The organism is Meiothermus cerbereus (assembly GCF_051297115.1).
In the GTDB taxonomy this organism is placed as follows: domain Bacteria; phylum Deinococcota; class Deinococci; order Deinococcales; family Thermaceae; genus Meiothermus; species Meiothermus cerbereus_A.
This window is the reverse complement of the sequence record NZ_JBEVAL010000001.1, coordinates 91,551-117,181: the sequence shown is the minus strand read 5'-3', so window position 1 is coordinate 117,181 and position 25,631 is coordinate 91,551. Positions and strand designations below refer to the sequence as shown.

At 62.3% G+C, this 25,631-nt stretch carries 27 protein-coding genes; 11 read left to right on the top strand and 16 right to left on the bottom strand.

The annotated features are described in order from the left end of the window. Window positions 1-113 precede the first annotated feature (113 nt). The gene (locus ABWU19_RS00665; RefSeq protein WP_435899870.1) at window positions 114-1,181 is read left to right on the top strand and encodes a DNA adenine methylase; all 1,068 of its coding nucleotides are present in this window, start codon (window positions 114-116) and stop codon (window positions 1,179-1,181) included. On the opposite strand, the gene ABWU19_RS00660 is transcribed toward ABWU19_RS00665, so the two are convergent. The 6 genes from ABWU19_RS00660 to argC all read right to left on the bottom strand — a co-directional run bounded on the left by ABWU19_RS00660 (window position 1,178) and on the right by argC (window position 7,540). Further along, entirely contained in the window at window positions 1,178-2,608 is a 1,431-nt protein-coding gene (locus tag ABWU19_RS00660; RefSeq protein WP_435899875.1) for a phosphodiester glycosidase family protein, read from the bottom strand. The two genes, ABWU19_RS00665 and ABWU19_RS00660, sit on opposite strands and share 4 nt — an antisense overlap. Before the next feature lie 256 nt (window positions 2,609-2,864). Further along, window positions 2,865-4,655 carry an acyl-CoA dehydrogenase gene (locus ABWU19_RS00655; protein ID WP_435899869.1) on the bottom strand — a complete coding sequence of 597 codons (1,791 nt, stop codon included), beginning with the start codon at window positions 4,653-4,655 and terminating at the stop codon, window positions 2,865-2,867. Window positions 4,656-4,692: 37 nt separating this feature from the next. Beyond that, window positions 4,693-5,502, bottom strand: coding sequence for a [LysW]-aminoadipate kinase (locus ABWU19_RS00650; RefSeq protein ID WP_435899868.1), 810 nt, complete (start codon window positions 5,500-5,502; stop codon window positions 4,693-4,695). A 21-nt stretch (window positions 5,503-5,523) separates the two neighbouring features. Then, the gene (locus ABWU19_RS00645; protein WP_435899867.1) at window positions 5,524-5,967 is read right to left on the bottom strand and encodes a GNAT family N-acetyltransferase; all 444 of its coding nucleotides are present in this window, start codon (window positions 5,965-5,967) and stop codon (window positions 5,524-5,526) included. Window positions 5,968-5,971: 4 nt separating this feature from the next. Next, window positions 5,972-6,496: an inosine/xanthosine triphosphatase gene (gene yjjX / locus ABWU19_RS00640; RefSeq protein ID WP_435899866.1), complete on the bottom strand. Its 525-nt coding sequence runs from the start codon at window positions 6,494-6,496 to the stop codon at window positions 5,972-5,974. 3 nt (window positions 6,497-6,499) lie between these two features. Next, a complete protein-coding gene (gene argC, locus ABWU19_RS00635; protein WP_435899865.1) occupies window positions 6,500-7,540 on the bottom strand; it encodes an N-acetyl-gamma-glutamyl-phosphate reductase in 1,041 nt (346 codons plus the stop codon). Between the two features lie 117 nt (window positions 7,541-7,657). On the opposite strand from argC, the gene ABWU19_RS00630 reads away from it, so the two are divergent. After that, window positions 7,658-8,224, top strand: a complete 567-nt coding sequence (locus tag ABWU19_RS00630; RefSeq protein ID WP_435899864.1) for a DUF99 family protein — start codon at window positions 7,658-7,660, stop codon at window positions 8,222-8,224. Here the strand turns inward: ABWU19_RS00630 and lysX are convergent. The 6 genes from lysX to ABWU19_RS00600 all read right to left on the bottom strand — a co-directional run bounded on the left by lysX (window position 8,221) and on the right by ABWU19_RS00600 (window position 12,735). Beyond that, entirely contained in the window at window positions 8,221-9,066 is an 846-nt protein-coding gene (gene lysX / locus ABWU19_RS00625; RefSeq protein WP_435899863.1) for a lysine biosynthesis protein LysX, read from the bottom strand. The genes ABWU19_RS00630 and lysX overlap by 4 nt on opposite strands. 73 nt (window positions 9,067-9,139) lie before the next feature. Then, window positions 9,140-9,304: a lysine biosynthesis protein LysW gene (lysW, locus tag ABWU19_RS00620; protein WP_435899862.1), complete on the bottom strand. Its 165-nt coding sequence runs from the start codon at window positions 9,302-9,304 to the stop codon at window positions 9,140-9,142. A gap of 70 nt (window positions 9,305-9,374) precedes the next feature. Then, window positions 9,375-9,686: a paraquat-inducible protein A gene (locus tag ABWU19_RS00615; RefSeq protein ID WP_435899861.1), complete on the bottom strand. Its 312-nt coding sequence runs from the start codon at window positions 9,684-9,686 to the stop codon at window positions 9,375-9,377. 22 nt (window positions 9,687-9,708) lie between these two features. Further along, the gene (locus ABWU19_RS00610) at window positions 9,709-10,212 is read right to left on the bottom strand and encodes a homoaconitate hydratase (RefSeq protein ID WP_435899860.1); all 504 of its coding nucleotides are present in this window, start codon (window positions 10,210-10,212) and stop codon (window positions 9,709-9,711) included. After that, a complete protein-coding gene (locus ABWU19_RS00605; protein ID WP_435899859.1) occupies window positions 10,205-11,458 on the bottom strand; it encodes a 3-isopropylmalate dehydratase large subunit in 1,254 nt (417 codons plus the stop codon). Before ABWU19_RS00605 ends, ABWU19_RS00610 begins: the two co-directional genes overlap by 8 nt. A gap of 38 nt (window positions 11,459-11,496) precedes the next feature. After that, on the bottom strand, window positions 11,497-12,735 hold the full coding sequence (locus ABWU19_RS00600; RefSeq protein ID WP_435899858.1) for a homocitrate synthase/isopropylmalate synthase family protein: 1,239 nt from the start codon (window positions 12,733-12,735) through the stop codon (window positions 11,497-11,499). A 237-nt stretch (window positions 12,736-12,972) separates the two neighbouring features. Here ABWU19_RS00600 and ABWU19_RS00595 point away from each other — a divergent pair, with 237 nt between their 5' ends. The 9 genes from ABWU19_RS00595 (at window position 12,973) to ABWU19_RS00555 (ending at window position 21,800) form a co-directional block, all read left to right on the top strand. Then, window positions 12,973-13,803 (top strand): lysophospholipase, encoded by an 831-nt coding sequence (locus ABWU19_RS00595; protein WP_435899857.1) that lies wholly within the window; start codon window positions 12,973-12,975, stop codon window positions 13,801-13,803. 179 nt (window positions 13,804-13,982) lie between these two features. After that, the gene (gene ppsA / locus ABWU19_RS00590; RefSeq protein WP_435899874.1) at window positions 13,983-16,388 is read left to right on the top strand and encodes a phosphoenolpyruvate synthase; all 2,406 of its coding nucleotides are present in this window, start codon (window positions 13,983-13,985) and stop codon (window positions 16,386-16,388) included. A 19-nt stretch (window positions 16,389-16,407) separates the two neighbouring features. Beyond that, window positions 16,408-16,674: a hypothetical protein gene (locus tag ABWU19_RS00585; protein ID WP_435899856.1), complete on the top strand. Its 267-nt coding sequence runs from the start codon at window positions 16,408-16,410 to the stop codon at window positions 16,672-16,674. Window positions 16,675-16,813: 139 nt separating this feature from the next. Beyond that, the gene (locus ABWU19_RS00580) at window positions 16,814-17,971 is read left to right on the top strand and encodes a 4Fe-4S dicluster domain-containing protein (RefSeq protein ID WP_435899855.1); all 1,158 of its coding nucleotides are present in this window, start codon (window positions 16,814-16,816) and stop codon (window positions 17,969-17,971) included. Continuing rightward, complete coding sequence (locus ABWU19_RS00575; protein WP_435899854.1) at window positions 17,964-18,431, top strand: Crp/Fnr family transcriptional regulator; 468 nt, start codon at window positions 17,964-17,966, stop codon at window positions 18,429-18,431. Before ABWU19_RS00580 ends, ABWU19_RS00575 begins: the two co-directional genes overlap by 8 nt. Continuing rightward, on the top strand, window positions 18,415-19,281 hold the full coding sequence (locus tag ABWU19_RS00570; protein WP_435899853.1) for an FAD/NAD(P)-binding protein: 867 nt from the start codon (window positions 18,415-18,417) through the stop codon (window positions 19,279-19,281). The genes ABWU19_RS00575 and ABWU19_RS00570 overlap by 17 nt, the downstream gene beginning before the upstream one ends. Next, complete coding sequence (locus ABWU19_RS00565) at window positions 19,282-20,058, top strand: hypothetical protein (protein ID WP_435899852.1); 777 nt, start codon at window positions 19,282-19,284, stop codon at window positions 20,056-20,058. Continuing rightward, window positions 20,051-21,361: a Ni/Fe hydrogenase subunit alpha gene (locus tag ABWU19_RS00560; protein ID WP_435899851.1), complete on the top strand. Its 1,311-nt coding sequence runs from the start codon at window positions 20,051-20,053 to the stop codon at window positions 21,359-21,361. The genes ABWU19_RS00565 and ABWU19_RS00560 overlap by 8 nt, the downstream gene beginning before the upstream one ends. Then, the gene (locus ABWU19_RS00555; protein WP_435899850.1) at window positions 21,351-21,800 is read left to right on the top strand and encodes a hydrogenase maturation protease; all 450 of its coding nucleotides are present in this window, start codon (window positions 21,351-21,353) and stop codon (window positions 21,798-21,800) included. The genes ABWU19_RS00560 and ABWU19_RS00555 overlap by 11 nt, the downstream gene beginning before the upstream one ends. Here ABWU19_RS00555 and ABWU19_RS00550 read toward each other — a convergent pair. From ABWU19_RS00550 to ftsE, 4 genes are all read right to left on the bottom strand, one after another. Then, the gene (locus tag ABWU19_RS00550) at window positions 21,797-23,005 is read right to left on the bottom strand and encodes an ABC transporter substrate-binding protein (protein ID WP_435899849.1); all 1,209 of its coding nucleotides are present in this window, start codon (window positions 23,003-23,005) and stop codon (window positions 21,797-21,799) included. The two genes, ABWU19_RS00555 and ABWU19_RS00550, sit on opposite strands and share 4 nt — an antisense overlap. Before the next feature lie 323 nt (window positions 23,006-23,328). Further along, window positions 23,329-23,910, bottom strand: coding sequence for a ParA family protein (locus ABWU19_RS00545; protein ID WP_435899848.1), 582 nt, complete (start codon window positions 23,908-23,910; stop codon window positions 23,329-23,331). 122 nt (window positions 23,911-24,032) lie between these two features. Beyond that, window positions 24,033-24,581 carry a ribosome hibernation-promoting factor, HPF/YfiA family gene (gene hpf / locus ABWU19_RS00540; RefSeq protein ID WP_435899847.1) on the bottom strand — a complete coding sequence of 183 codons (549 nt, stop codon included), beginning with the start codon at window positions 24,579-24,581 and terminating at the stop codon, window positions 24,033-24,035. 231 nt (window positions 24,582-24,812) lie between these two features. Further along, the gene (gene ftsE, locus ABWU19_RS00535; protein WP_435899846.1) at window positions 24,813-25,499 is read right to left on the bottom strand and encodes a cell division ATP-binding protein FtsE; all 687 of its coding nucleotides are present in this window, start codon (window positions 25,497-25,499) and stop codon (window positions 24,813-24,815) included. Between the last annotated feature and the right edge of the window lie 132 nt (window positions 25,500-25,631).

Sequence of the window (25,631 nt, the reverse complement as noted above, 5' to 3'; positions counted from 1 at the left end):
ATGCATAGCACCCCCTCTTTTTTCACATCCCTGGGGGCAAGGTCAAGTAGCACACGAAGGAATTACCCGCGTATATTGTGCAATTCGCCATGCTTGCGTGTAGAATTTTCGCAGTGGTCAAATATATTGGCTCCAAACGCGCACTTTTGCCCTGGATTACCGGGGTGGTTGCACACATTAATGGCATCAGCCCCATCAAAGACGCCGTGGATTTGTTCTCCGGCAGCGCCCGGGTGGGGCACGCACTCAAAAACATGGGGTTTTTTGTAACCGCCAACGACCTCCATACCTACGCCTGGGTTCTGGCCCAGACGCTCGTTCAGGCCAACCGGAACCAGTATCCCCCTGAGCGCATCCTACCCATCTTGAAGCGGCTACAACGGCTAAAAGGCCAGCCAGGCTGGTTTACCCGCACCTACTGCCAGGAGTCCCGCTTTATTCAGCCCCACAATGGGGCCAAAATCGAGGCCATCCGCGAACGCATCGAGCTCGAGGCCGCCACAGACCAAATCCTGCGGGCCATTCTGCTCTTTAGCCTGATGGTTGCCGCCGACAAAGTAGACTCCACCACCGGCATCCAGATGGCCTACCTTAAGCGCTGGGCCCCCCGCTCGTTCAACTCTTTGCGCCTGGAATACCCACCCCTGCTGGCAGGCGATGGACTGGCCCTCCAGGCCGACGCCCTGGAAATCGCCCCCCATCTACAGGCCGACCTCATCTACCTCGACCCACCCTACAACCAGCACTCCTACCTGGGCAATTACCACCTTTGGGAAACCTTGGTTCGCTGGGATAAACCCCAAACCTATGGCGTCGCCCGCAAACGCACCGAGGTACAAAAGCACAAAAGTCCTTTCAACTCCAGGCGCACAGCCCGGGGCGCGATGGAGCGGCTGCTGTCCAGCCTGCGGGCCAAGCACCTGGTTTTATCCTTCAACAACGAGGGCTTTTTCCGTGCCGAAGAAATTGAGGCCATGCTGAAGGAATGGGGCTATGTGGTGCGCATGAGCCAGACCCACCGCCGCTACGTGGGTGCGCGCATCGGCATCTACAACCCCCAGGGCCAAAAAGTGGGGCAGGTCTCGCACACCGAAAACCAGGAGTACCTGTTTGTGGCGACCCACAGCAAAAAGGTTTTCAACGCTTTGCGCTCGAAGGAAACGAGGCGGCTGGCAGGTTAGGGCTTGGGGTAGAGCGCCAGCCCGCTCACCACCGGGCGCGCCCCCAGCAGGCCATTGCCAGGGTTGCGCAGGCGGCCCTGTACCCATAGCTGGGCCGAGCCGCCCCCATCCATACGAATGGCGCCCCACAAGCCCTGCTCTTGCAGCACCCGGGCCAGGGCCTCGGGGCGCATGGGCTCGGTCACAATAAAGAAGAGCGCCCCCTCCTGCGACCAGGCCACCACCGACTGGGCAGCCACCGCCTCTACCGGGGCACGGTCGCGGAAGGGCTCGGCGTTGGGGTCAAAGACGTTCACCCCCGCTTGCAGCAGCAGGGGGCCCGCCTCGAGGGCGTGGCTGACAGGCGGCTCGAGGCTCACCACCAGCCGCAGGGTCTCGCCGGTGCGGGCGATGGGCGCTTCGGCGGGGAAGGTAAGGGCCCACAAACCCTGGGGGAGTTCGTAGGGCGCAGGATAGGTAGCGATAATCTGTTCACCCTGCACCAGGTGTACATTTTCCCCTGCCCTGCCCACCAGCCCCGGCAGGGTGTGCACCGTATAGCGGGCCCGGGCCAGGTTGAGCCCCACCCGCAGGCTGCGCCCGTCCATTAGCTGCACCGAGGCGGCAAACTGGGGGCGTCCGGCGAATACGGTGTCGTCCTGCCAGAACAGAGCACTGCGCCCAAAGGGAAAGCTAAGGGGCACCCCGGCCCGCACCCAGAGGCCAATGGGCGTTCCGGTAGGCCCATCAAAATAGCCGCCATTCAGGATGGCCAGGGCCCCGGGGGCCATCTGCGGCAAAAGCCGGCGCTCACCAGGGCGGCCCACCGGCTCCATGCGCCAGCGGCCCGGCAGGGCCTCGAGCCAGTACATGCGCACCGGCTCGGGTGTCCAGGCCCACAGCTCGCGGTAGCGGAAGCCCGGTTGCAGGGCCTCCTCGCGCTCGGGCTCGAGGTAGTACACGTCCAGCACATAGCGGCTGGGGTTGGAAAGCAAAAAGGTGCGGTAGCGGTAAAAACGACCCGGCGGGGCTTGCAGCGTGAGCAGGGTGTTTTGCGGCTCGTAGCGGGCCATTAGCTCCACCCCCACAGGCCGCAGCCCCTCGAGGCCCGGCACAAAGTAGGGCAGGCTCAGCTCCAGGCGGCCCGGATAAGGGGCCAGGCCCGAAGGCGCAGGCTGCACCGCGTCGCCCTCGGGCAGGTCGAGCACCAGGCGCAACCGGCTGGCATCGGCAGAGAAGCGCACCCTGGCTTCCGCTGCGCTCACCAGGCCCACCGCCCGGATCACCTCGAGGGGCAGCAGCGTTCCCTGGGGTGGGGGCAGGCCCGCCTCCAGGGGGGGCGTCCAGCCCAGGCCTTCCACATAGGTAAAACTCAGCTCAGCTTTGCGAAAGGTGATGGCCCCGTTCTCCTGGGTTACGCTCAGCCCTAGCCGGCTGGCCGGAAGCATCGGCGGGTTGCCCGCTGGGGCAGGGGGTGTCTGTGCATGGGCCAACGTCCAAAATACCACCGAAACCATCCACCAGCGCCACATGGCTCTATTCCAAGGCATTTTCGTCTCACAAAAATGGGAAAAGTCTCAATCCTGCTTAGCCAGCCCTTAAAGCTACAGGGCAGGCTGCGTTCTATACCAGGGGTTCGGCAGCACCCACCTGGCGCATCGGGCATTAATGGTGCAGGTCGGCATACGCAAAAGCAGCAGGCCCTCAACTTTCTGTCAGCCAGTCCTGCTCGGGGCACAAGAACACATCATCGAGCCGCATGAGCCGTGCGGCCAGCAAGGGCACCTTGTCGAGCTCGTAGTGGAAAAAGTAGCGGGCTGCCTCGAGCTTGCCCCGGTAAAAAGCCCCTTCCTTCCCCACCGACTGCTGGGCCTGCTGCAACCACAGCCAGGCCAGCGTCAGGGTGCCAAAAAGCTCCAGATAGGCAAACGAGTTGGCAAAAGCCCGTTCCACTTCGCCCTGGGCGGCTTTGCTCAGCAGGTGCTGGGTTACTTCGGTGGTGGTCTTGAGGGCCTGCCCGAGCTGTTCGGCATAGCGGCGCAGGTCGGCGGGCAGGCCTGTGTCCTCCTGGCAAGCCCGAACCGTCTGCTCGATTTGCTGTGCCCACAGCCGGAAGCCCAGTCCGCCCTGCATCCCCACCTTGCGCGCCAAAAGGTCGAGCGCTTGAATCCCGTTGGTTCCCTCGTGAATGGCGTTCAGACGGTTGTCGCGGTAGAACTGCTCCACGTTGTAGTCGCGGGTATAGCCATAGCCCCCGTGAACCTGAATGGCCAGCTCGTTGGCCCGCATACCCAGCTCACTCGACCAGCCCTTCACCACCGGGGTGAGTACCTCGAGCAGCAGGTTGGCCTGCCGGGCTGCCTCCGGGGTGGGGGCGGTGCGCTCCTCATCTACCAGCCGGGCCGCATACAAACACAGGTGCAAGCAGCCCTCAGCATAGGCTTTTTGCATCAGCAACATGCGGCGCACGTCGGGGTGCTGGAGGATCGGGACAGCGGGGTTAGCCGGGTTTTTATCGTGCAGACGACGGCCCTGGGTGCGCTCCTGGGCGTATTCCAGGGCGTGCAGGTAGCCCGTGTAGGCCAGCGCCATCGCGCCCATGCCCACCCCAATGCGGGCCTCGTTCATCATGGTGAACATATAAGAGAGGCCCTGGTGCGGCGCTCCCACCAGCTCACCCACCGCGTCCTCGAGGCTCAGCAGGCAGTTGGGAATCCCCCGGTAGCCCATCTTGTGGTTGAGGCCCGCCACCTTGACCCCGTTGCGCGGCCCCAGGCTGCCATCGTCGTTGACCCGATACTTGGGCACGATAAATAGCGAAATCCCCTTGACCCCAGGAGGCCCGCCGGGAATTTTAGCCAGCACCAGGTGCACGATGTTCTCCGCTATCTCGTGGTCGCCGCCAGAAATCCACATCTTGGAGCCGTTGAGCCGGTAGGTGCCATCGGGCTGGGGCTCAGCCCGGGTCAGGATGTCGGTCAGGGAAGAACCGGCGTGGGGCTCGGAGAGGCACATGGTGCCAAAGAAACGGCCCTCCAGCTGGGGCAGCAGGTATTTTTTTTGCTGCGATGGCGAGCCATACTTTCGCAGGACGTTGGCGTTGCCAGCGGTCAGCAAAGCAAAGCTAGAAGTAGCGATGTTGGCCGCCTTAAAAAAAGCGCCATAGGCCGTGGAAATCACGTAGGGCAATTGGATGCCGCCCAGCGCGTAGTCGTGGGTAGCCGCAAACAAGCCTGCCTGGCGGTAGGCCTCGAGCGCCGCCTTGACCTCGGGGTTGGTGTGGACTTTTTCACCGTCGAACCAGGGCTCTTGCTGGTCGTTTTTCTTGTTATGGGTGGCAAAGTGTTCCAGCGCAATCTTGTAGGCCACATCCAGGATGTCCTTGAAGGTCGCGCGGCTGTGGTCGCGGTAGCGTTCACGCTGGGTGAGGGATTCGATATCCAGCACTTCGTAAAGCAGGAACTCGAGGTCGCGCCGGGAGATGAGCTTGTCCATAATGGCGCAATTTTACCGCCCGTCCTTCCCTGGGGGTTTAGCGCACCACCGTACCGGCCCCCGCCAGCGCAGCCGAAATCGGGTTCTCGATGCGGGCATCGCCAAACACCACCCGGCCCACCCCACCCTGCACCGCCTCTACTGCCCCCAGCACCTTTTTCTTCATGCGGCCCTGGGCCACGCTCATGTACTGGGGGTCACCCACCTGGGCGGCTGGAATTTCGCGGATCAGGCTGGACTCATCCGGAAAGTTGGCCAAAAGGCCCGGAACGTTGGAGAGGAGCAGCAGCGCTTCGGCCTGGAAAGCCTTAGCCAGCATGGCCGCCGCTGTGTCGCCATCGGTGTTGATGGCCTCACCCTGGTAGGACACCGCCGGTGGGGTGAGCACCGGCAGGTAGCCCGCGTCCATCAGCAGGCTCAGCAAGCCCGTGTTCACCTTTTCCACCGAGCCCGTGTAGTCGCCCCGGTGAATTTTTATTTTGCCGTTTTCAATGTACTTGACGGCATCTTTGCGCTTACCCTCGAAGATGCGGCCATCCAGCCCCGAAAGGCCCACCGCGTTCACGCCCTCGCGCTGCAAAAGCTCTACGATGCGCTTATTCACCAGGCCACAGTAGACCATCTCGAAGATTTCCAGGGTCTTGCGGTCGGTAAGTCGGCTGGTCATACCGCCGGGGTGGGTCAGGAACTGCGGCGGGTGGCCCAGCGCCTCGGCAATTTGGTTGGTCTCGCTACTGCCCCCGTGCACAACGATGAGCTTTTGACCCGCCTTCCAAAGCGAAGCGGCATCTTTAGCCACTGCCTCGTAGTTGATGCCTTCCGAACCGCCTACCTTGACTACAATCATCGGCCAACCTCTAGCCTGCCATCATACCGATTTTTTGTACACATCGGGGAAATGCCGCTCCATGAAGCGCTCGGGGGCGGCCAGGGGCCGGAAGCCATAGCGAGCATACAAGCTGTGCGCGTCACGGGTAGCAAGCAGCCAGCGTCGCAGGCCCTGAAGCTCGGGGTGGGCCAGGATCACCTCCATCAGCCATTGGCCCAGCCCAGCCCCCCGGTGGGCCTCCAGTACGTACACGTCGGCCAGATAGGCAAAGGTAGCCCGGTCGGTGACCAGCCGTGCCCAGCCAACTTGCTCCTCACCTTGAAAAATTCCGAATGCAAGCGAGTTCTGGAAAGCTTTGGCTACCACTCCAAAAGGAATTCCGGGCGACCAGTAGGCGTCAAAGGCCAGGTAATGGTGTATCCGTGCCAGGTCGAACCGGGAGAAGTCGGTGCTGATGGTATATGCGCCTTTATGCCACTCCATGCCCCTACTCTAGGGGATAGAGTTCCGGGCGCAAAAACGGTGGCAGGGCCAGCTCGATGGTGTGCCGCCAGAACTCCACCCGCTCGACGCGGGAGAGGGTGAGGATGCCCACCGCCCCGAGGGCCTTCTTGGTATCCCTCTTGCCTACCAGGTCGTCCATGATGAGCCCCAGTTCCTCTCCCCCACGCAGCCGCTCCCCCACCACCGGCGGCAGCAAGACCGAGCCCCCTCGAGCCATGCCCCGGCGTCCGTCGGCGCGCAGTATCACCGCGATGTTGAAAAGCCAGCCCCCGTGAGCATTAAACTCAACCCCGGCTTCCAGGCCCAGCCCCCAGGTGGCACCGGGCTGGGCCAGGGCCGCCCTGGCCCGGTTTTCCGCCCCCAAGACCGTTTCGTCGTAGCCAATGGGCTGCACGCGCACCCCGCTGGGCACCTCCACACCGCTGATATAGAGCCCCGGAAACAGCTCCGCAAACACCAGGCGCACGGGTTCCAGCTTGGCCGGGTTGGTAGAGCCGACAACCACCATGGCCTAGGGGTGCAGTCCGGTGAACTCGAGGCCCAGGGTTTCGGGCCAGCCCATCCGCACGTTGAGGCTCTGGATGGCATGGCCGGCGGTGCCCTTGACCAGGTTGTCGATGGCCGAGATCACCACCAACCGCCCGGTGTCTTCTTCCAGCTCGAAGCCCACCTCGCAGTAGTTGGTGCCCTCTACCACCTTGGGGTCGGGGTAGCGGTGAATGCCCTTCTTGAGCTTGACCAGGCGAATAAATGGCTCCGCTCCATACACCTTGCGGTAGGCACCCCAGACGTCCTTCTCGCTCAGGCCATGCTGTAAGAAGGTCTGGGCGGTCATCAGGATGCCACGCACCCGGTCGGTGGCGATGGCGGTCAGGTACAACTCGGGCTGGCCTGGCAGGTTCTCCCGAATTTCGGCGGTGTGGCGGTGGCCGGTGGGCTTGTAGGCCCGGATGCTGCCCGCGCGCTCGGGGTGGTGCGAGGCCAGGCTGGGCTCCGCCCCAGCGGCGCTGGTGGAGATCATCACGGTGGCAAAGATGGGGCCTGGGGCCAGCAGGCCCTCTCGCAGCAAGGGATAGAGGCCCAGAATGGTGGCCGTGGCGTTGCAGCCGCAACAGGCGATGCGGTTGGCGGTTTTGAGGGCCTCGCGGTAGAGCTCGGGGTTGCCGTACACCCACTGGCCCAATAGGTCGGGGCGGGGGTGGTCTTCAGCGTAGTACTTTTTGTACAGGTTCAGGTTCTTCAGGCGAAAGTCCGCCGAGAGGTCCAGGATGACCGGGGCCAGATGCTGGTATTTCTCGAACTCCCTGGCCGCCACCCCGTGGGGCATGGAGAGCACCAGGATGTCGCAGGGCTCGAGGTTGGCGGGGTCTACAAACTTCAGGCTGGTGCGGCCCCGCAGGTTGGGGTGTACCAGCGCTACGGGATCGCCCATCATCCGGCGCGAGGTTACCTGCTTAACCTCGAGGTAAGGATGCTGCAGGGCCAGCCGCAGGAACTCTCCCCCAGCATAGCCGGAGCCTCCCACAATTGAAACGGTTTTCTTCTCGCTCATAAGATCGATAACCAAAAGTGTTTCTTTTGCACGAAAAAGACCCTATCGAAAAAGCTTTTGGGGAGTTGCGCCCTCAGTTTCTCCTGGCGCACCCTAGAATACCGGATAAAGACTGCCATGAAAACCAGCAGCTTCTCCTACGTGATCGGCTTCGACGACTTTCCCTTTGCACGCCATCACCGGGGCAGCGTGGGGGTTGTGGGGGTGGTGTACAACGGGCTACGGCTGGAAGGGGTGTTGAGCGGGCAGGTTTGGCGGGACGGGCGCAACAGCACAGCGGTGCTTGTCCGGCTCGTTCAGCACTCAAAGTTTTACCCCAGCCTGCAGCTGGTGATGCTCCAGGGCATTGCCCTGGGTGGCTTCAACGTGGTGGACATCCAGGCGCTATCGCAAAGCCTGGCCCTGCCGGTACTGGTGGTCTCGCGGCGCAAACCCAACCTGGGGGCCATCGAGGCCGCCCTGCAAAAGGTGCGCGGCGGAAAGCAGAAATGGGCGCTTATGCAAAAAGCCGGGGCCCCCGAGCCCGTGGCCGGGGTCTATGTGCAGCGCGTGGGACTAACCCCAGAGCAGGCCGACCAGGTCATAAGGCGTTTTGCGGTGCACTCCAGCATCCCCGAGCCTCTGCGCGCGGCCCACCTGATTGCTGGTGGCCTTGCCACTGGGCAGAGCCGGGCGCGGCCCTAAGTGCGGCGGATGCTCCAGGCGTACTCCAGTATCTTGGCCGGAATGTCCACCCCCGTAACGCTCACCGAGTTCTTGTACTCCATGGTGTGGTTAACCTCGTTTACCAGCAAGCCTCGAGGGGACTCGAACAGGTCAATAGCCACCACCCCACCCCCCACCGCTTTGGCCGCCTTTACAGCCAGCGCGGCCAGTTCGGGCGTCACCGGGCAGTTGGAGGCCTTGCCCCCACGGGCGGTGTTGGTAATCCAGTGGTCAGAACTGCGGTAGATGGCCGCAATGCAGGTATCCCCTACCACAAAAGCCCGGATGTCCCGGCCTCCTTTTTCCACCAGCTCTTGTATGTAATAGAGCTGGTGCTGGTAGCCGCCCAGCACCTCCTTGTGCTCGAGCACCGTTTCGGCGGCATCGCGGTCGCGGATGAGCGAGAGCAGGCGGCCCCAGCTCCCCACCACCGGCTTCATCACCACCGGATAGCCCATCTGCTCGATGAGCTTCAGGGCTTCCTCGGCTTCGGTAGCCAGGGCGGTCCGGGGCTGGGGAACCCCATGTGCTTCTAAAGCGCAGCTGGTGGCCCACTTGTCCCCGCAAACCTCGATAACCTCCGGGGCATTGACCACCGGAATCCCCAGGCTCTTGAGGTAGCGCGAGACCGCCAGGCCCTTGCTCTGTGAGACCAGGCGTTCCACCGCACAGGTAACGCCCTCGAGCTCCAGTGGACGCTCCCCCAGGCGCATGGGCATCTGTTTGGCATAGATTTTCTTGAAAGGAATGCCCAGCCCCTCAGCGGCCTTGAAGAGCATCTCCTCGTCGGGGCGGATGCGGTCGTACAGAATCGCTAGCATAAGCAAAGGGGCTGGTCGTTAGAGGGCAGGGTTTGGGGCTTACCTCCCCTACGCCTGCCCTCCAGGCCCTACCTTACTCGCCCCAGTCCTCCGCTTCTTCGGGGGCCGCTTGTAGCTTGAGGGGCTCCAACCCCACCACCTCGAGCTCCGCACCGCAGGTCTCGCAAACCACCAGCTCCCCCAGTTCGGGGTTCTCCAGCGCAATCGGGCTTCCGCATTCCACACATTCGGCTGTCATGGTCTCTCCTTTCGTCACATTGCTATGCTTCAAGCCGCCAGCCACCGGCCATCGGCTATTGGCTATCAGCTCAGGCCAGGTCTTCCTCGTCCTCTTCGATATCCGACCAGTCGGGCATAAAGCGGTGGCCACACTCCGGGCAGACCACCTCGTCTTCGCCATCCACCTCGAAAGTTAGACCGCACTCCGGGCAGTCTACAAAAAGTCCCTCCTCGCCGTCTTCGATAACCACCACTTCCAGCGGGTCGGTGGATAGAATCTGCAGGTAGGCCCCGCAGGACTCACACTCGAAAAAATCGTCGGGGGTGAGTTCCTCGAGGTCTTCGGCAAGGAGGTAGTTGGCTTCACCGCATTCCGGACAGATTACTTCCAGATCTTCCATAAAAACCCTCAACCCCTTCAGTTTACCCGCCGCTGCGCTCGCCGGGGAAACGCCCATACTTGCGGTAATACTCCAGAATGCTGCCTTCCTTGAGGGCTTCCAGCAAAAAAGCCGGTGGGGGCTTTAGCAAGAAGGTTTCGGCCCCACGCCGCAGAATGCCCTGCTCTAAATCCAGCTCCACCTCATCGCCGTCCTGCAAAGCATCTACCACCTCCGGTGCCTCAAAGGGCATAATGCCCAGGTTAACCAGGTTGCGGTAGAAGATGCGGGCATAACTTTTGGCGATAATGGCCTTGAGGCCCAGCTTGCGCAGGGCTTCCGGGGCATACTCACGTGAAGAACCCAGGCCCGTGTTCTTGCCGCAGACCAGGATCTCGCCCGGCCGGTAGTTGGGTGCAAAATCGGGGCGAAGGTGGGCGAAGGCGTAGGTATGAAACCTGTCCTCGCCCACCATAAAGGGCGCATACTTGCCAGGCAGAATATCGTCGGTGTTGATGGCATCGCCAAACTTCCAGACTCTAGGCATGGGTTACCTCCTCCAGGGCCTCCGGGGTGGTGATGTAGCCAGCTACCGCAGTTGCGGCGGCCACCCGGGGCGAGGCCAGGTAAATCTCTGCATCGGCTGCGCCCATCCGTCCCCTGAAGTTGCGATTGGAGGTGCTCACGCACACCTCGCCCGGTGCCAGCACGCCCTGGTGCCGTCCCATACAAGGCCCGCAGCCAGGGGTTCCCAGCGTAGCCCCGGCTTGCAGCAAGGTGAGCAGGGTGCCGTCGGCAGTGGCCTGCTCGAGCACCTGCGACGAGGCCGGAATAATGAGCAACCGTACCCCCGGCGCCACCTTACGGCCCTTCAGAATTTCGGCCACCTGGTGTAAGTCGTCCAGCCGCCCATTGGTACAGGTGCCCACAAACACCTGGTCTACCTTTTTGCCCCTTACCTTTTCTACCTCTTCCACGTTGTCCACGTAAAACGGCACCGCGACCCGTGGGGTAAGGTTAGAGAGGTCAATCTCGACTTCCCTGACATACACCGCGTCGGGGTCAGGAGTCAGCCAGCCGGGCACGTCATACATCTGCAAAATCTCCCCGCTGGGCACCACCAGCCCGCACTTGGCCCCGGCCTCCACGGTCAGGTTGGCCAGGGTCAGGCGCTGGCTGCGGCTCAGGGACTCGGCCCCATCCACCAGGTGCATCTCGATGCTCATGTAGGTAGCCCCATCAGCAGTGAGCACCCGAACCATCTCCAGGGCCGCATCCTTGGCCGTCGTGCTGGGTGCGAGCTGTCCCCGAAAAGTTACCTTGACCGTTTCTGGCACGCGCAACCAGGTACGCCCCGAGGCGGCAGCCAGCGCAATGTCGGTAGCCCCCATCCCGCTACCAAAGCAGCCGATACCCCCATAGGTGGTGGAGTGGCTGTCCGAGCCCAGCACGATGCCCCCCGGCAGGGCCAGCCGCTCCTCCACCAGCACCTGGTGGCAGATACCCCGCCCCACGTCAAACACCCGGCAGCCATACTGCTTGCCCCACGCCCGGATTTCCTTCTGGGCCTTGGCTACCTCGACGTTGGCGGCGGGGGCCACATGGTCAATCACGATGGACACCTTTTCAGGGAAGCGCGGGGTTGCCTCGAGCTGTGCCAGGCGCTTGAAAAAGCTCCCGGCAATGGAGTCCACCACCATCACCTGGTCTACCTCAACCACCACCAGCTCCCCCGCCCTGACCTCACGGCCGGCTCGCTTGGAAAGAATTTTTTCTGCTAAAGTTAGCCCCATCGCATCCCCCCATCAAAACGTGTTCTATGCATAAACCCTCAGTCCAGGTTCTCCAGCCGGGCAGTCGGCACCTCCTCGGGCAAGATATGGCGCAAAAGGCCGTGGGCTTCTGCGATTTCCAGCAAAAGTTCCTCGGGTTTCTTGCGGCGCCCAATTTCAGCGGTGCGGCTCTTGAACTCCTGCGCTACCTGCTTGGCCTGCTCTTTGCTGATGATAAAGTTCTCCACTTCCTTCAGGTAGTAGTAAATCAGGTTCCAGCCCGATAGGGGGCCCAGAAGCAGCTGGTTTTTGTCCACGCCGAAGTCGTGCAGATTGTGCGCCTCGTAAACTTTTTTCTCGTTCAAAACTGCTTTCTGGTGTACTCCGGCGGTATGCGTGCGGTTGGTCAGCGACACTGGCTCGGTATAGGGCACCAGTGTGCCTAGAATGGAGGCCATAAGCACATTAAGCGGATAACACTGGTTCAGGTTGTACTGCCTTGCAATTTCGGGGTAGCGCTTGGAAAGGTTAAACAGCACCCCCGTAACCGAGGGAATGCCGGAGCGCTCCGCCAGGCCCCAGATGGAAGCATCCACATAGCGCACCCCAGCCCGCACCGCCGCAATTACGTTGGCCAGGGCCAGGCCCCGGTCGTTGTGAAAGTGGCACTCCAGGGCGGCGTTGGGGTAGCGCTGGCGCAGCCGGGCCACCACCGCACTCACATCTTCGGGCTCAGCTACCCCCACGGTATCGGGCATGCCCAGGGTGTTCACATAGGGATAAACTGCATCGTACAGGCAAAAGATGTCCTCGAGTGGGGTGCGGAAGGCGTCCTCGGCGCTAAAGCGCAGGTAAAGGTCGGGGTGGGCCTTACGGGTTGTCCCAATCACCTCCTGGGCCAGCCGAACCGACTCTTCCAGGGATTTTTGGGCATTGTGCTGCTGGGCCAGGGGCGAAACCCCCAGGTAGAGGTTCAGGCCGTTGCAGCCTGTCTCGAGGGCCCGCTCGATATCATCCAGGTTGCAGCGGCAGTGGGCCAAAAACATCAGGGGCTTCTGGGTGAGGGCCCTGGCATGAGCTATCAGCTCCTGCACGTCCTGCGCCTCGGCCACCCCGACCACCGGTGAAAAAAACTCGAAATGGGTTACCCCCAGCTCTATCAAGCCTGTCATCAACACCTTCTTCTCTTCCAGCGTAAAGCGATACTTTTCGGTGTCAAAGAGCAGCGGCGACTGCTGGCCATCGCGGAAGGTGGTGTCCACGATTTCGATACGGTGTGTTGGGGTGAGTGCTGCCATAACCTCCTTCATAAAAAAAACCGCCCGCAAGCAGTGTGCGGGCCGGGATACGCAGTTGCGCGGACTAGCTCAGACTAGCCCCCCGGCACTGGATTTTTTTGCACTTAAGATCATCCTGGGGGAAGTGTACCCGTGCCCTGCCGGGGCTGTCAAGGCTGTGTAATCGGTGGCTACTCGAGCCAGTTGGAATTAATTAATCTGTTGCTTATAATGCGCTCACATTAGGCTTACAGGACTATGCATATCCATGAAGGTATTGCCCCAAGCGGAGATGGCTACGGACAGTTTTACCGGCGCTGGCGACCCAGCAGGCCCAAAGCCTTTTTGGTTGTGACCCATGGTTTTGGCGAGCACAGCGGGCGCTATGTCCATCTTGCGGAGTACCTGGTTTCTCGTGGCTACGCGGTGTATGCCCACGACCTGGTGGGTCATGGTCGCTCGAGTGGGCAGCGCGGGCACATCGACAGCTGGACCGATTACTGGCACGCCCTGGCTATTTTTCGCAACTTTGCACAGGCTTGCGAACCCTCGCGGCCATCGTTCTTGTTTGGCCATAGCATGGGCGGCCTGGTGGTGCTGAGCTATCTGGCAACGCAGCCCCTGGACATAAGGGGAGCCATCGTGAGTGGGGCCTTGCTCGAGCCGGGCAGTACCGCTAATCCCCTGCTGGTGGCCGCGGCGCGGCTGCTATCTGAAAACTGGCCCGCTTTGTCGTTCAAACTGGGGTTGAATATCAAAGCTCTCTCCCGCGACCCAGCCGTGATCGAAGCCTATCGTAACGACCCCCTCGTGCACGGTAGGGCCAGTGTCCGCTGGGGCACCGAAGTGCTGAACGCCATGGGCTCGCTCAAAGCCCAGGTCAAAAAGATTGTCGATCCGCTGCTCATCCTGCATGGTGAGGCCGACGCCATCAACCGCGTCGAGGGGGCACACTGGCTTTTCCGAGAGGTATCCTCTATCGACAAAGAGCTGCGCATCTATCCGGGGGGGTATCATGAGCCCCTCAACGATCTGCAAAAGGAGCAGGTTTTGCACGACATTGCCGACTGGCTCGATCGGCACCTGTAGAAAATCTTTTCCCGCGTCGGGGCACCTAACCGCTCCCAGGTCTGGCCCCTCTATGCAAGTAATGGCTTGGTAATAAGGGCTTTTTAGGGTTTAGGCAGGAGGCATTTATGGCTACTGTTGAATCCGCGAAGCCCCGTTCGGGCTCGAGCCGTTCCAAAGGCCGCTCGAGCCAGCCGCCCCTGCGCTTTGTGCGGTGGTTCGAAGAGGTCGGCATCGAGGATGTGCCGCTGGTCGGGGGTAAGAACGCCTCGCTGGGCGAGATGGTGCGCGAACTGGGCAAGCTGGGGGTACGGGTGCCCGATGGCTTTGCTGTGACCGCCGAGGCTTACCATCACTTCCTGCAGGCCAACGGCCTGGGGGCCCCCATCCGCGAACAATTGCACGAGCTGAACCCCCACGACCCCGACGACCTGGCCCGGCGCACCCGGCTCATCCGCAACCTGATTCTGCGGGCCTCGCTGCCCGAGGACCTCGAGGGTGAAATCCTGCTGGCCTACCGCGAACTCTCACGCCGGGCCGGCATAGAAGACCTGATGGTGGCGGTACGCTCCAGCGCCACCGCCGAGGACCTGCCCACCGCCAGTTTTGCTGGGCAGCACGAGAGTTACCTGGGCATCCAGGGCGAGGCTGAGCTACTGGAGGCGGTGAAGAAATGCTTTGCCAGCCTCTACACCGCCCGGGCCACCCGCTACCGGGTGGATATGGGCTTCCCCCACGAGAAGGTGCTGCTCTCGGTGGGGGTACAGCGGCTGGTGCGCTCGGATCTGGCTTCCTCGGGCGTGATCTTTACCCTCGACACCGAGACTGGCTTTGACGGGGTGGTGATGCTGGAAGGGGTCTGGGGCCTGGGCGAGAACATCGTGCAGGGCAAGTCCACCCCCGACCGTTTCTACGTGCACAAGGAAACCCTGGCCAAAGGCTACAAGCCCCTGCTCTGGAAAAAACTGGGGGCCAAGGAACTGCGTTTGGTCTACGACCCCGAGCATCACAAGCTACGCAACAACCCGGTAGCGCCCGCCGAACGCAAGCAGTGGGTGCTCTCCAACGAAGAAGTGCTGACCCTGGCCCGGTGGGCAGTTGCAATCGAGCAGCACTACAGTAAAAAACGGGGTTCCCCTACCCCCATGGACATCGAGTGGGCCAAGGACGGGATTACTGGCGAGCTGCTCATCGTGCAGGCCCGGCCCGAAACCGTCCACAGCCGCAAGAGCGCCACCATCAAAACCTACACCCTGCTGGAAGAAGGCCGGGTGCTGGTGGAAGGGCTGGCGGTGGGGGAAAAAATTGCCACAGGGACAGCCAAGGTCATCCGCGACCCCAAGGCCATGAACCAGATCAAGCCCGGCGATGTTTTGGTTACCGTTACCACCAACCCCGACTGGGAACCCATCATGAAGATTGCCAGCGCCATCGTGACCGAGCGGGGTGGGCGCACTTCGCACGCGGCGATTGTGGCCCGCGAACTGGGCATTCCGGCGGTGGTGGGGGCTGCCGGGGCGACCAAAGCCCTAGCCAAGGGGGGCCCGGTCACGGTCTCGTGCGCCCAGGGTGAGGTGGGGCGGGTTTATGAGGGGGCTTTGAAGTTTGCGGTGGAGGAGTTCGACCCCTTCCAGCTTGGCTCCACCCGCACCCAGGTCATGATGAATGTGGGCAACCCCGAGCAGGCCTTCCGGCTGGCACTCCTGCCCAACGACGGGGTGGGTCTGGCCCGGATGGAGTTCATCTTTGCCGACTGGGTGGGCATTCACCCCCTGGCACTGCTCCACCCCGAAAAACTAAGCCCCAGGGTGCAGCGTGAGGTTGAGATCAAAACCAATGGCTACAAGAGCGGGCGTGAATACTTTGTTGACCGCCTGAGCCAGGGCATCGCGGTGCTGGCCGCGGCTTTCTACCCCAAGCCGGTCATCTTGCGCATGAGCGACTTCAAAACCAACGAGTATGCCAGGCTGCTGGGGGGTGAGGCCTTTGAGCCAGGCGAAGAAAACCCCATGCTGGGCTGGCGTGGGGCCAGCCGCTACTACCACCCCGACTACAAAGAGGGCTTTTTGCTCGAGGTCGAGGCGGTGCGACGGGTGCGCGACGAGATGGGCCTCACCAACCTGGTGGTGATGATTCCCTTCTGCCGCACAGTAGAGGAAGGTAAAAAGGTGCTCGAGGTCATGAAAGAAGGAGGCCTGGAGCGTGGTAAGAACGGCCTGGAAGTTTACGTGATGGCCGAGATTCCTTCCAACGTGATCCTGGCCGAAGAATTTAGCCAGATCTTCGATGGTTTCTCGATTGGTTCCAACGACCTGACCCAGCTGGTGCTGGGGGTAGACCGCGATTCCACCCAGGTAGCGGCCCTCTTCGACGAGCGCAACCCGGCGGTCAGGTGGGCCTGCGCCGAGTTAATTCAAAAAGCCCATAAGCACGGGCGCAAGGTGGGAATTTGCGGACAGGCCCCCTCCGATTACCCCGAGTTTGCCGCCTTCCTGGTGGACGCAGGCATCGACTCCATTAGCCTTAATCCCGACGCGGTGCTGCGCAGCAAAAAGCGCATAATGGAGGCTGAAAAAAGCTTGGGAACAGGCAAGTCCGGGATGTAGCAAGATGGAGGAGGACGGCATGAGGCACCTGCGAATCGTTTTTTTGGCCGATCGGATTATCCAGGGCGACGAGGTCTTTCCCGACGAGTTTTACGACCCAGAAACCTTCCGGCGCTGCGCGGCCCAGTGGGGTGGGCCGGAAAATGTCCTGATTCTACGTAACGCTACGGTAGCGGATGGCGGCTTGGAGGAGAGGCTGGAGTACCTGCTGATCAACCGTGCCGAAATTGTGGCGCTGGGCCTGGGTGGCATGAGCGTTAGCGGGGTTGAGGGCTTGCGGCCATAACCAGCGTCGGGCAAAACCAGGCTGGCTTGGTCATCAAGCCGCCTTAAAGCAGCACAATTGCTCGCCAAATCCACAACCTAAGCCATAAGGTCATTTGGCCCAAGCGCAACCGGTTAAGCTAGCAGCAACGGAGGAAGGCATGCACAAGGGCCAGTTCGTACTGGAACGCTCTGGGCTCGAGCAACTATTGCAGGCCCTCAAGGCCGAGGGCTACCTGACCCTGGGGCCCACGGTGCGGGAAGGGGCCATCGTCTACGACGAAATCGAGCGGCTTGAAGACCTTCCCATAGGTTATACCGACCACCAGGAGGGGGGCACCTACCGCCTGCGGCGGCGCAGCGACGAGGCCCTGTTCGGCTACAACGTGGGGCCCCATAGCTGGAAGCGTTTTTTGCACCCGCCCCTGCTGCGCCTGTTCCGGGCCCACAGGGTAAACGGGAAGCTCGAGCTCGAAGGTGAGGCCCAGCCCATCCCCAAATACGCCTTTTTGGGTGTGCGGGCCTGCGAACTGCGGGCCATCGAGGTACAGGATCGGGTTTTTCTGGGCGGCCCCTACCAGGACCCCCACTACAAAGCCCGGCGCGAGCAGGTTTTTTTGCTGGCCCTCAACTGCACACAAGCCGGCAACACCTGTTTTTGCACCTCCATGAACAGCGGCCCCAAAGCCCAGCGCGGTTTTGACCTGGCCCTGACCGAGGTGCTGGAGAACGGCCAGCACTACTTTGTGGGGCAGGTGGGCAGTGAACGGGGGGCCCGGCTCTTGGGCCAGGTAGCCCACCGCCCGGCCCAGCAGTCGGAGTGGAGCCAGGCCGAGGCCCTGGTGGCGCAGGCGGCCCGGAGCATGGGGCGCCAACTGGATACCGAGGGGCTCAAGGAGATGCTCTACCACAACCTCGAGCACCCCCGCTGGGAGGAGGTCGCGGCCCGCTGCCTGAGCTGCGGCAACTGTACCCAGGTCTGCCCCACCTGCTTCTGTACCAGCGTGGAAGACCATACCGACCTCGCGGGCCAGATGGCCGAACGCACCCGCCGCTGGGACTCCTGCTTCACCGCCGACTTCTCCTACCTACACGGCGGCAGCGTGCGGGTCTCGACCAGGGCCCGCTACCGCCAGTGGCTGACCCACAAGCTGGCTACCTGGCAGGATCAGTTTGGCAGTCTGGGGTGTGTGGGCTGTGGCCGCTGCATCACCTGGTGTCCGGTGGGGATTGACCTGACCGAAGAGGTGGCTGCCATGAGGGCCTCGCCTTCGGGGCAGCCCTGGTTCACACCGCCAGCGGGGGGTGCACATGTCTAAAACCAGCCTTCAGCAGTATCTGAGCGAACATCCCTTCTTCCGTGGCCTGCGGCCCAAAGACCTGGCCTGGCTGGCCGAGCTGGCCGAACCCTTGGCGCTGGAAGTGGGCGACTACCTGTACCGGGAGGGCGATGTATCCAAAGACTTTTACCTGATTCAAGAGGGGCTGGTGCGCCTGGAAATCCACACCCCTGGGCGGGGTGCGCTGGTGATTCAGACTCTGGGGCCGGGGGAGGTGCTGGGCTGGTCGGTGATGCTGCCCGAGACCCACAAGACCTTCGATGCCCACATCTTCCAGGCTGCCCGCTTGCTGGCCTTCGATGCGGCGGCGGTGCGCCAGCGCTCGGAAGAAGACCACCACTTCGGTTACGAGCTGTGCAAGCGCTTCTCCAGGGTCATCGGTGGGCGCTTGCAGGCCACCCGGCTTCGCCTACTGGACTTGTATGGTCAACCCCATTAGTTCCACTCCCCGGCTCGACCCCATGCTGCCCCGCCCCTTTCGGGTGGCACGGGCCATCCGCGAGACCGCCGATGTGGTGACGCTCGAGCTCGAGCCGCAAGAAGGCCCGCCGCTGGCCTTTTTGCCGGGCCAGTTCACCATGCTGTATGTCTTTGGGGTGGGCGAGGTGCCCATCTCCATCAGCGGCGACCCCCACAAGCCCGAGCGCCTGGTGCACACCATCCGCCGGGTGGGCCCGGTCACCGAGGCCCTGTGCCAACTGCGCAAGGGGGATGTGCTGGGGGTACGGGGCCCTTTTGGCAGCCACTGGCCGGTGGAACAGGCCAGAGGCGGCGATGTGGTGATGGTCGCGGGGGGCCTTGGCCTCCCACCCCTGCGCCCCGCCATCTACCACCTGCTGCGCCACCGGCAGGATTATGGGCGAATCTACCTGCTCTACGGGGCACGCACCCCCGCCGATCTGCTATTCCCTGAGGAGCTCAAGCGCTGGCAGCACAGCCTCTCCCACGCCCCCGGCGCCTGGCCGGTGCGGGTTACGGTCGACCGCGCCGAGGGTAGCTGGGATGGGGCTGTGGGGGTGGTTACCGAGCTAATCCCCCACCTGCAACTAGACCCTACCCGCACCACTGCCCTGGTGGTGGGGCCGGAGGTGATGATGCGCTTTACCCTTGCCGAGCTGCGCAAACGCGGGGTGCCGGAGGAAAACCTCTACCTCTCGATGGAGCGCAACATGAAGTGCGCGGTGGGCTTTTGCGGACACTGCCAGCTGGGGCCCCACTTCGTGTGCAAGGACGGGCCGGTCTTGGCCTTTGCCCAGGTGCGGGACTGGATGATGCGAAAGGAGGTCTAGATGCCCGGTAAGCACAAACCCACCCTGGCGGTCTGGAAGTTTGCCTCCTGCGACGGCTGCCAGCTTTCGCTTCTGGACTGCGAGGATGAGCTGCTGGCCCTAGCTGGGGCGGTCAAGATTGCCAACTTCCTCGAGGCCTCCAGTGCCGTTCTGCCTGGCCCTTACGACCTTTCGCTGGTCGAGGGTTCCATCACCACCCCCCACGACGCCGAGCGCATCCAGGCCATTCGCAAGAACTCCCGTTTTCTGGTGGCCATTGGGGCCTGTGCCACGGCGGGGGGCATCCAGGCTTTGCGCAACTTTGCCGATGTGGAGGAGTTTACCCGTGTGGTCTATGCCCAGCCCGAGTACATCGAGACCCTAAAGCACTCCAGCGCCATCTCCGAGCATGTGAAAGTGGACTTCGAGCTGCGGGGCTGTCCGGTCAACAAAGCGCAGCTGCTCGAGGTGGTCTCGGCCTTTCTGCACAAGCGCAAGCCCAACATCCCCCCCCACAGCGTCTGCCTGGAGTGCAAGGCCCGGGGCACGGTCTGTGTGATGGTGGCCCAGGGCATTCCCTGCCTGGGGCCGGTTACGCAGGCGGGCTGCGGGGCCATCTGCCCGGCCTACCAGCGGGGCTGCTACGGCTGCTTTGGCCCCCAGGAAAACCCCAACACCGTGGCCCTGAGCGCCTGGTGGACGCACCTCGGTGTGAGCGAAGCGGCCCAGAAGCGGGCCTTCCAGAGCTACAACGCCGGGGCCCGGGCCTTCAGCAAGGAGGCACAGCGCCATGGCTGACACCGCAAAAACCCGCCAGACCAGAACCATCCGGGTGGGCAACCTGGCCCGCGTAGAGGGGGAAGGGGCCCTGTACGTGCGGGTCAGGGGCAACCAGGTCAAAGAGGTGCGGCTCGATATCTTCGAGCCACCGCGTTTCTTTGAGGCTTTTTTGCGCGGGCGCAGCTTTGCCGAAGTGCCCGACGTTACCGCCCGCATCTGCGGCATCTGTCCGGTGGCCTACCAGATGAGCTCGTGCCAGGCGCTGGAAGCCGCTTTGGGGATAGCAGTGGAGGGTCAGCTAAAGGCGCTGCGGCGGCTGCTCTACTGCGGGGAGTGGATCGAGAGCCACGCCCTGCACATCTACTTTTTGCACCTGCCGGATTTTCTGGGCTACCCCGACGCGGTGCGGCTGGCGCAGGACCAGCCCCAGCGGGTCCGGGAGGCCCTGGAGCTGAAAAAAACCGGCAACGAACTGATGGCGCTTTTGGGCGGGCGGGAGATTCACCCCATCAACGTGAAGGTAGGAGGGTTCTACCGGGTGCCGCGCAAGGCCGAGCTGCTGGCGGTGCGGGATAAGCTCGAGCGCGCCCGCGAGATTGCCTTTAATACGGTACATTTTGTGAGCCGCCTGGACTTCCCCGACTTCGCGCCCGACTATACCTTTGTGGCGCTGCGCCAGGAGGGCGAGTACCCCATCCTAGAGGGGCGCATCGTCTCCAACCGGGGGCTGGACATCCCGGTTGCAGACTTCGAGCAGCACTTCCAGGAGGAACACGTCCCCCACTCCAATGCCTTACATGCCACCCACCAGGGCCAGCCCTACCTGGTGGGGCCGCTGGCCCGCTACAACCTGAACCACGACCAGCTCCCCGCTGCGCTGCAATCGCTGGCCCGGGAGGTTGGCCTGGGGCCGGTCTGCCGCAACCCCTTCCAGAGCATCGTGGTGCGGGCCATCGAGACCCTGTATGCCTGCGAGGAGGCCCTGCGTCTGATTGACCAATACCAGGAGCCCGACGCCCCCAGCGTTCCCGTGGTGCCCAGGGCCTCTGCCGGTGCAGGGTGCAGCGAGGCCCCCCGCGGCATTCTCTACCACCGCTACCAGATGGACCAACAGGGCCTGATTACCGCGGCCAAAATTGTGCCCCCCACCTCGCAAAACCAGAAGATGATGGAGGAAGACCTGCGGCAGTTTGTGGCCGCCCACCTCGAGCTGCCCAAGCCCGAACTCACCCTGCGCTGCGAGCAGACCATCCGCAACTACGACCCCTGCATCTCCTGCGCGACCCACTTTTTGCGGCTGGAAATAGAGCATGAGACCTAGAGTGCTGGCCCTGGGCAACCCCTACCGCCAGGACGACGGGGTGGGGCCCTGGATAGCCGAACAACTGCGTCAAGCGGGCCTGGACGTGCTGGAGGTGGGCGACGACCTGACCCGCCTGGTGGAGGGCCTGGCCGGGGCCGACGAGGCCTGGGTGATAGAGGCGGTGGTCTCGGGCCAGCCACCCGGAACCCTGCATGTGCTCGAGGTGGGTTCTGCACCTCTACCTGCGTTTGAGCGGCTCTCGAGCCACACCTTTGGCCTGAGCGAGGCCCTCGAGCTCGCCCGCGCCCTGGGTGTGCTGCCCCGCCACACCGTGGTCTTTGGCATCGAGGGTCGCTGCTTTGGCAGTGGCGAGGGGCTAAGTCCGGAGGTGGCGCAGTCCGCCGAAAAGGTCATTGGGATTCTTCTGGGCAGGCTCGGCCACCCCAGGGCCGACTAGCGGCGCTCCACCGTCAGGGCTTTGCGCTGGGCCTCTTCCAGGGCCTGGCGAGGGTTGGCATTGCCCTTCAGGACGCGCTCGAGGGCCTCTTCCAGAAAACCGTACCAGAGGGTCACCTCGGGGTCTTGTACCCAGCTGGCGGCCTGCTCGAGGCCCGCAAAGGCCACCCGGCGGCGGGGGTCTTCGCGGTAGAAATCCTCCAGTAAGGGCTGGGCTGAACGACGCAGGGGCAGGCAGTAGGTGGCCCTGACCCACTCAGCCTGGATGGAGGGCTCCATCCAGTAGCGCCACAGCGCCACGGCCCCTCTGGCCTGGGCCTCGCTGGCGCCGCGCAACACCATCAGGTTGCCCCCGGCCAGCGGCAACTTGCCGTCGGGCGTGCGGGGTAGGGGGGCCACCCCCAGCCGGAATGGAATGGGGGTACGCTTTTCCAGGGTGGGCCAGACGGTAATCGGCGCAATCCCCATAAACACCTTGGTACGCACAAAATCCACCATGGCAAACTGAGCCTCGGCGATGTTGCGGCTCACCGCGTGCCCCGAGCGCACCAGGTCTTGCAGGTACTCGAGGCTCTGCACCACCTTGGGGTCGGAAAAGTTGGGCCGACCATCACGCACCAGCTGCCCACCCCGGCTCATCACCACGGCATTAAAGCTGTAGACATCGCTCACCACCATAAGCCCTTTGGCCGAACGGGTGGTAAGCTGCTGGGCTGCACTGGCCAGGGCCTCCCAGTTCTGGGGTGGGTTCAGGCGGCGGGCAGCCAGCTGGTCGGCATTAAAAAAAAGCACCGGCAGATGCAGCTCGAGCGGCAGGGCATAGGTTCGACCCTGGAATCGCCCGGTCTCGAGCAGTCCGGGGTAAAAATCGCCAGGCAGGTTACCCAGGTACTCGTCCAGCGGCAAGGCCAGGTTTTCTTGCACGGCCCGGCTCACAAACGAAACCTCGCCGTAGTAAAGCTGGGGCGCATTGCCTGCCCGAAGGGCCGCGGTTAGTTTGAGCCCCCCCTCGCGCAGGTCGCCCACATGCTGCGCCACCACGCGAAAGTCGCGCTGTCGAGCGTTGAAATCCGCCACAATTTTTTCCAGCGCCTCCCGCCCTGGCGGCTCGAGGGTATGCCAGAATGCGATATCAACAGGTCGTTGCGCAAAAGCCCCCCCGCTAAACAGGCATACCAGCAGAAGACGTTGAAGCGCAGCATTCATCAGCCAAGTTTAGAACAATTTTCTGAACCCTTACTGAAGGCTTGCGCCACCAAGTTTAGAACGCTCTTCACAAATATTGAGCTGCTCACAACTCGATCGCTTTGTCCTGCACAGCACAGTGGCCTCCCGGATGGGAGACCAGGTCTGTGAAGAGTACGATAGGGCGGTCTGCAGAGAAAGTGGTACTCCTAATCGGGAAAAGGCCTGTTCCGGGCTTATTTTTGCCGCTGGGCAACTCAAAAACATGGTTCTAGACGCATTCTCGTTTTTGTGCAGCAGCAAAATAGCGAAGACCGCGATAAACAGAAGGCTTCAGGCAGGGTTCATTTCAGCATTTCTCGCCCCACCAGCACATACTCTTCCCAGGCCCGTGCCGCCCGCGGGTCTGGGGCATTTTGCACCAGGGTTCCAGCCAGCACCGCCTTCTCGTAGGCAGCCCGGCGATGGATGGCATGTTTGAAATGCGGTATTTTCCGGGCCTTCAGATGGGCAAGTGTGCGCATTCCGTCCAGCGAGGGAAAGGGTGGAACCAGGGTCACCAGGGCCTTGAACGGCAGGCCCTCGAGCGCCTGTACAAACTGCTGCAAGCTGGTCAGCGAGAGCACCCCCGGGGAAGTGGGAACTACCACCAGATCGGCCTTGTTCGCGTACTCGCGCAGGGTCTTGCCCCTGGGGTGCCCGGCTGTATCAATCACCACGTGTTCAAACCGCCTGGGCCGGGCCTCCTCGGGGCCGACCACTTCAAAGGGCAGCCCTGCGCCTTGTCGCGCCCATACCAGCACACCCTCAGCAGGATCAGCATCTACCAGCAAAGTGGGGCCACGAAGCTGTAAAAACGCGGCCAGGTGCACTGCCGTGGTGGTCTTGCCCACCCCGCCTTTGAGCGATGTAACCAGAACGCGCATGTCTGGCTACATTCTAGCCGCACCGGCAGGGCACCCCGCTTACAACGCGGCAAATTTGCTCTGGTAAACAAAAAAGCACCCTGCCCCTCCCAGCGCAATGTGCCAGGGAGGGGCTTTTATGCCTATGCGGTGGGCTCGATGAGGCCGTAGTTGCCATCGCGGCGGCGATAAATCACGTTAATCTGCTCGGTGTCGGAGTTGCGGAACACGAAGAAATCGTGACCCAGGGCCTCCATCTCGAAGGCTGCGTCTTCTGGGGTCATGGGCTTCATGTTAAAGCGCTTGGTGCGGACAATACGCGGCTCGCCATCTTCTTCGGCTTCGGCAAGGCTACCCCCCGCCAGCACCGGTTCTGGCACTGCCTGGCGTTCCCGCTGGAAGTGGCGCTCCTTGTAGCGCTTGAGCTGGTACTCCAGGCGGTCAATCGAACGATCTATGGCCGCGTACATATCGGGGTCGGACTCCTCAACCCGCACAATGCCCCCCGGCACATTGACCTGAATCTCGGCCTTGGCCTTGCGCTCGACCCGCGCGCCCTGGGCCATCGAAAGCACTACTTTGGCCTCGGCGTTGTCGAAAAAGCGATCCAGGCGAACCATTTTCTTATCTAGATAGTTCTTGAGGGCCTCAGTAATCTCAATTTGACGACCAACCAGCTTGTAGACGTTCATTCTCGCCCTCCAATCGCGCTGCGAGTTTGGCTTTCCAGGCTGGATTTCGGGGTGGAAGCGGCTCGGAAACCTCTAAAATTTGGGTTTCCCGAAACGCTGTTTGGGCTTTCAAAATGCCCCTATAGCCTGGTACCTAAATACTACCACCACCTGATGAGGGATATTTGTCCGAAATTGGCCTGGCGCATCACGGTTCAACAATTGCACCGTACCGGGTATTCCTCACCGCTCTCACGCCAGGCTGTACTTCCCCTCTCGCTCATCGCGCACCAGCTGTCCGGCCTTGAGCACCACTACCCGCTGGGGATAGGCTTCCACCAGGTCGCGGGAGTGGGTGGCCATCAAGACGGTAGCCCCTCGAGCGTGCACCGTCTTAAAAATTTCCAGCACCGCCAGGGCATTGGCCGGGTCGAGGTTGCCGGTGGGTTCGTCGGCCAGCAAAACCTGCGGATCACCCACCAGGGCTCGGGCAATGGCAACCCGCTGGGCCTCACCCACCGAGAGTTCTTCAGGATAGGCCCGCTTCTTGTGGACAACCCCCACCTGGCGCAGCACGCGGGTCGCCCGGGTATCCCACTCGGTTTTGGGCACCCCCAGCACGTGCAGGGTAAAAAACAGGTTCTCTTCAACGGTTCGATCCCTTAGCAGCCGGTGATCCTGAAAAACCACCCCAATGCGGCGGCGGTGCAGGGCAATGCGGTCACCGTGGAGGGCCTTGAGGTTTTCCCCGGCGAAATAGACCGCCCCCGAACTGGGCTCGAGGCGCTTCAAAATCAGGTTGAGCAGGCTCGACTTACCCGCGCCCGAATGCCCAACCAGAAAAACAAACTCACCTTTTTTTATCTCCAGGCTAAGGTCGAACAGGGCCTTGGTCTGGGTACGGGGGTACTCGAGCGTCACCCGGTGAAAGTGAATCATCAGTATCCAGGGTACAACAATGCACCCCTGGCTGTAGCAGACCAGGCAAAGGCCCGGGTTTTGCACTGATGCAGGCCCGCTGAGTGAAACCGGGTTTTTGGGCAGATTCGACCCGTCAGGGCCTCCACTATT

Bases quoted from the DNA above. Each gene is read 5' to 3' on its own strand.
- ABWU19_RS00660 (WP_435899875.1), bottom strand. From the start codon at position 2,608: ATGCTTCCGGCCAGCCGGCTAGGGCTGAGCGTAACCCAGGAGAACGGG.
- ABWU19_RS00655 (WP_435899869.1), bottom strand. From the start codon at position 4,655: ATGGACAAGCTCATCTCCCGGCGCGACCTCGAGTTCCTGCTTTACGAA.
- ABWU19_RS00650 (WP_435899868.1), bottom strand. From the start codon at position 5,502: ATGATTGTAGTCAAGGTAGGCGGTTCGGAAGGCATCAACTACGAGGCA.
- ABWU19_RS00645 (WP_435899867.1), bottom strand. From the start codon at position 5,967: ATGGAGTGGCATAAAGGCGCATATACCATCAGCACCGACTTCTCCCGG.
- yjjX (WP_435899866.1), bottom strand. From the start codon at position 6,496: ATGGTGGTTGTCGGCTCTACCAACCCGGCCAAGCTGGAACCCGTGCGC.
- argC (WP_435899865.1), bottom strand. From the start codon at position 7,540: ATGAGCGAGAAGAAAACCGTTTCAATTGTGGGAGGCTCCGGCTATGCT.
- ABWU19_RS00630 (WP_435899864.1), top strand. From the start codon at position 7,658: ATGAAAACCAGCAGCTTCTCCTACGTGATCGGCTTCGACGACTTTCCC.
- lysX (WP_435899863.1), bottom strand. From the start codon at position 9,066: ATGCTAGCGATTCTGTACGACCGCATCCGCCCCGACGAGGAGATGCTC.
- lysW (WP_435899862.1), bottom strand. From the start codon at position 9,304: ATGACAGCCGAATGTGTGGAATGCGGAAGCCCGATTGCGCTGGAGAAC.
- ABWU19_RS00615 (WP_435899861.1), bottom strand. From the start codon at position 9,686: ATGGAAGATCTGGAAGTAATCTGTCCGGAATGCGGTGAAGCCAACTAC.
- ABWU19_RS00610 (WP_435899860.1), bottom strand. From the start codon at position 10,212: ATGCCTAGAGTCTGGAAGTTTGGCGATGCCATCAACACCGACGATATT.
- ABWU19_RS00605 (WP_435899859.1), bottom strand. From the start codon at position 11,458: ATGGGGCTAACTTTAGCAGAAAAAATTCTTTCCAAGCGAGCCGGCCGT.
- ABWU19_RS00600 (WP_435899858.1), bottom strand. From the start codon at position 12,735: ATGGCAGCACTCACCCCAACACACCGTATCGAAATCGTGGACACCACC.
- ABWU19_RS00595 (WP_435899857.1), top strand. From the start codon at position 12,973: ATGCATATCCATGAAGGTATTGCCCCAAGCGGAGATGGCTACGGACAG.
- ABWU19_RS00585 (WP_435899856.1), top strand. From the start codon at position 16,408: ATGAGGCACCTGCGAATCGTTTTTTTGGCCGATCGGATTATCCAGGGC.
- ABWU19_RS00580 (WP_435899855.1), top strand. From the start codon at position 16,814: ATGCACAAGGGCCAGTTCGTACTGGAACGCTCTGGGCTCGAGCAACTA.
- ABWU19_RS00575 (WP_435899854.1), top strand. From the start codon at position 17,964: ATGTCTAAAACCAGCCTTCAGCAGTATCTGAGCGAACATCCCTTCTTC.
- ABWU19_RS00570 (WP_435899853.1), top strand. From the start codon at position 18,415: ATGGTCAACCCCATTAGTTCCACTCCCCGGCTCGACCCCATGCTGCCC.
- ABWU19_RS00565 (WP_435899852.1), top strand. From the start codon at position 19,282: ATGCCCGGTAAGCACAAACCCACCCTGGCGGTCTGGAAGTTTGCCTCC.
- ABWU19_RS00560 (WP_435899851.1), top strand. From the start codon at position 20,051: ATGGCTGACACCGCAAAAACCCGCCAGACCAGAACCATCCGGGTGGGC.
- ABWU19_RS00555 (WP_435899850.1), top strand. From the start codon at position 21,351: ATGAGACCTAGAGTGCTGGCCCTGGGCAACCCCTACCGCCAGGACGAC.
- ABWU19_RS00550 (WP_435899849.1), bottom strand. From the start codon at position 23,005: ATGAATGCTGCGCTTCAACGTCTTCTGCTGGTATGCCTGTTTAGCGGG.
- ABWU19_RS00545 (WP_435899848.1), bottom strand. From the start codon at position 23,910: ATGCGCGTTCTGGTTACATCGCTCAAAGGCGGGGTGGGCAAGACCACC.
- hpf (WP_435899847.1), bottom strand. From the start codon at position 24,581: ATGAACGTCTACAAGCTGGTTGGTCGTCAAATTGAGATTACTGAGGCC.
- ftsE (WP_435899846.1), bottom strand. From the start codon at position 25,499: ATGATTCACTTTCACCGGGTGACGCTCGAGTACCCCCGTACCCAGACC.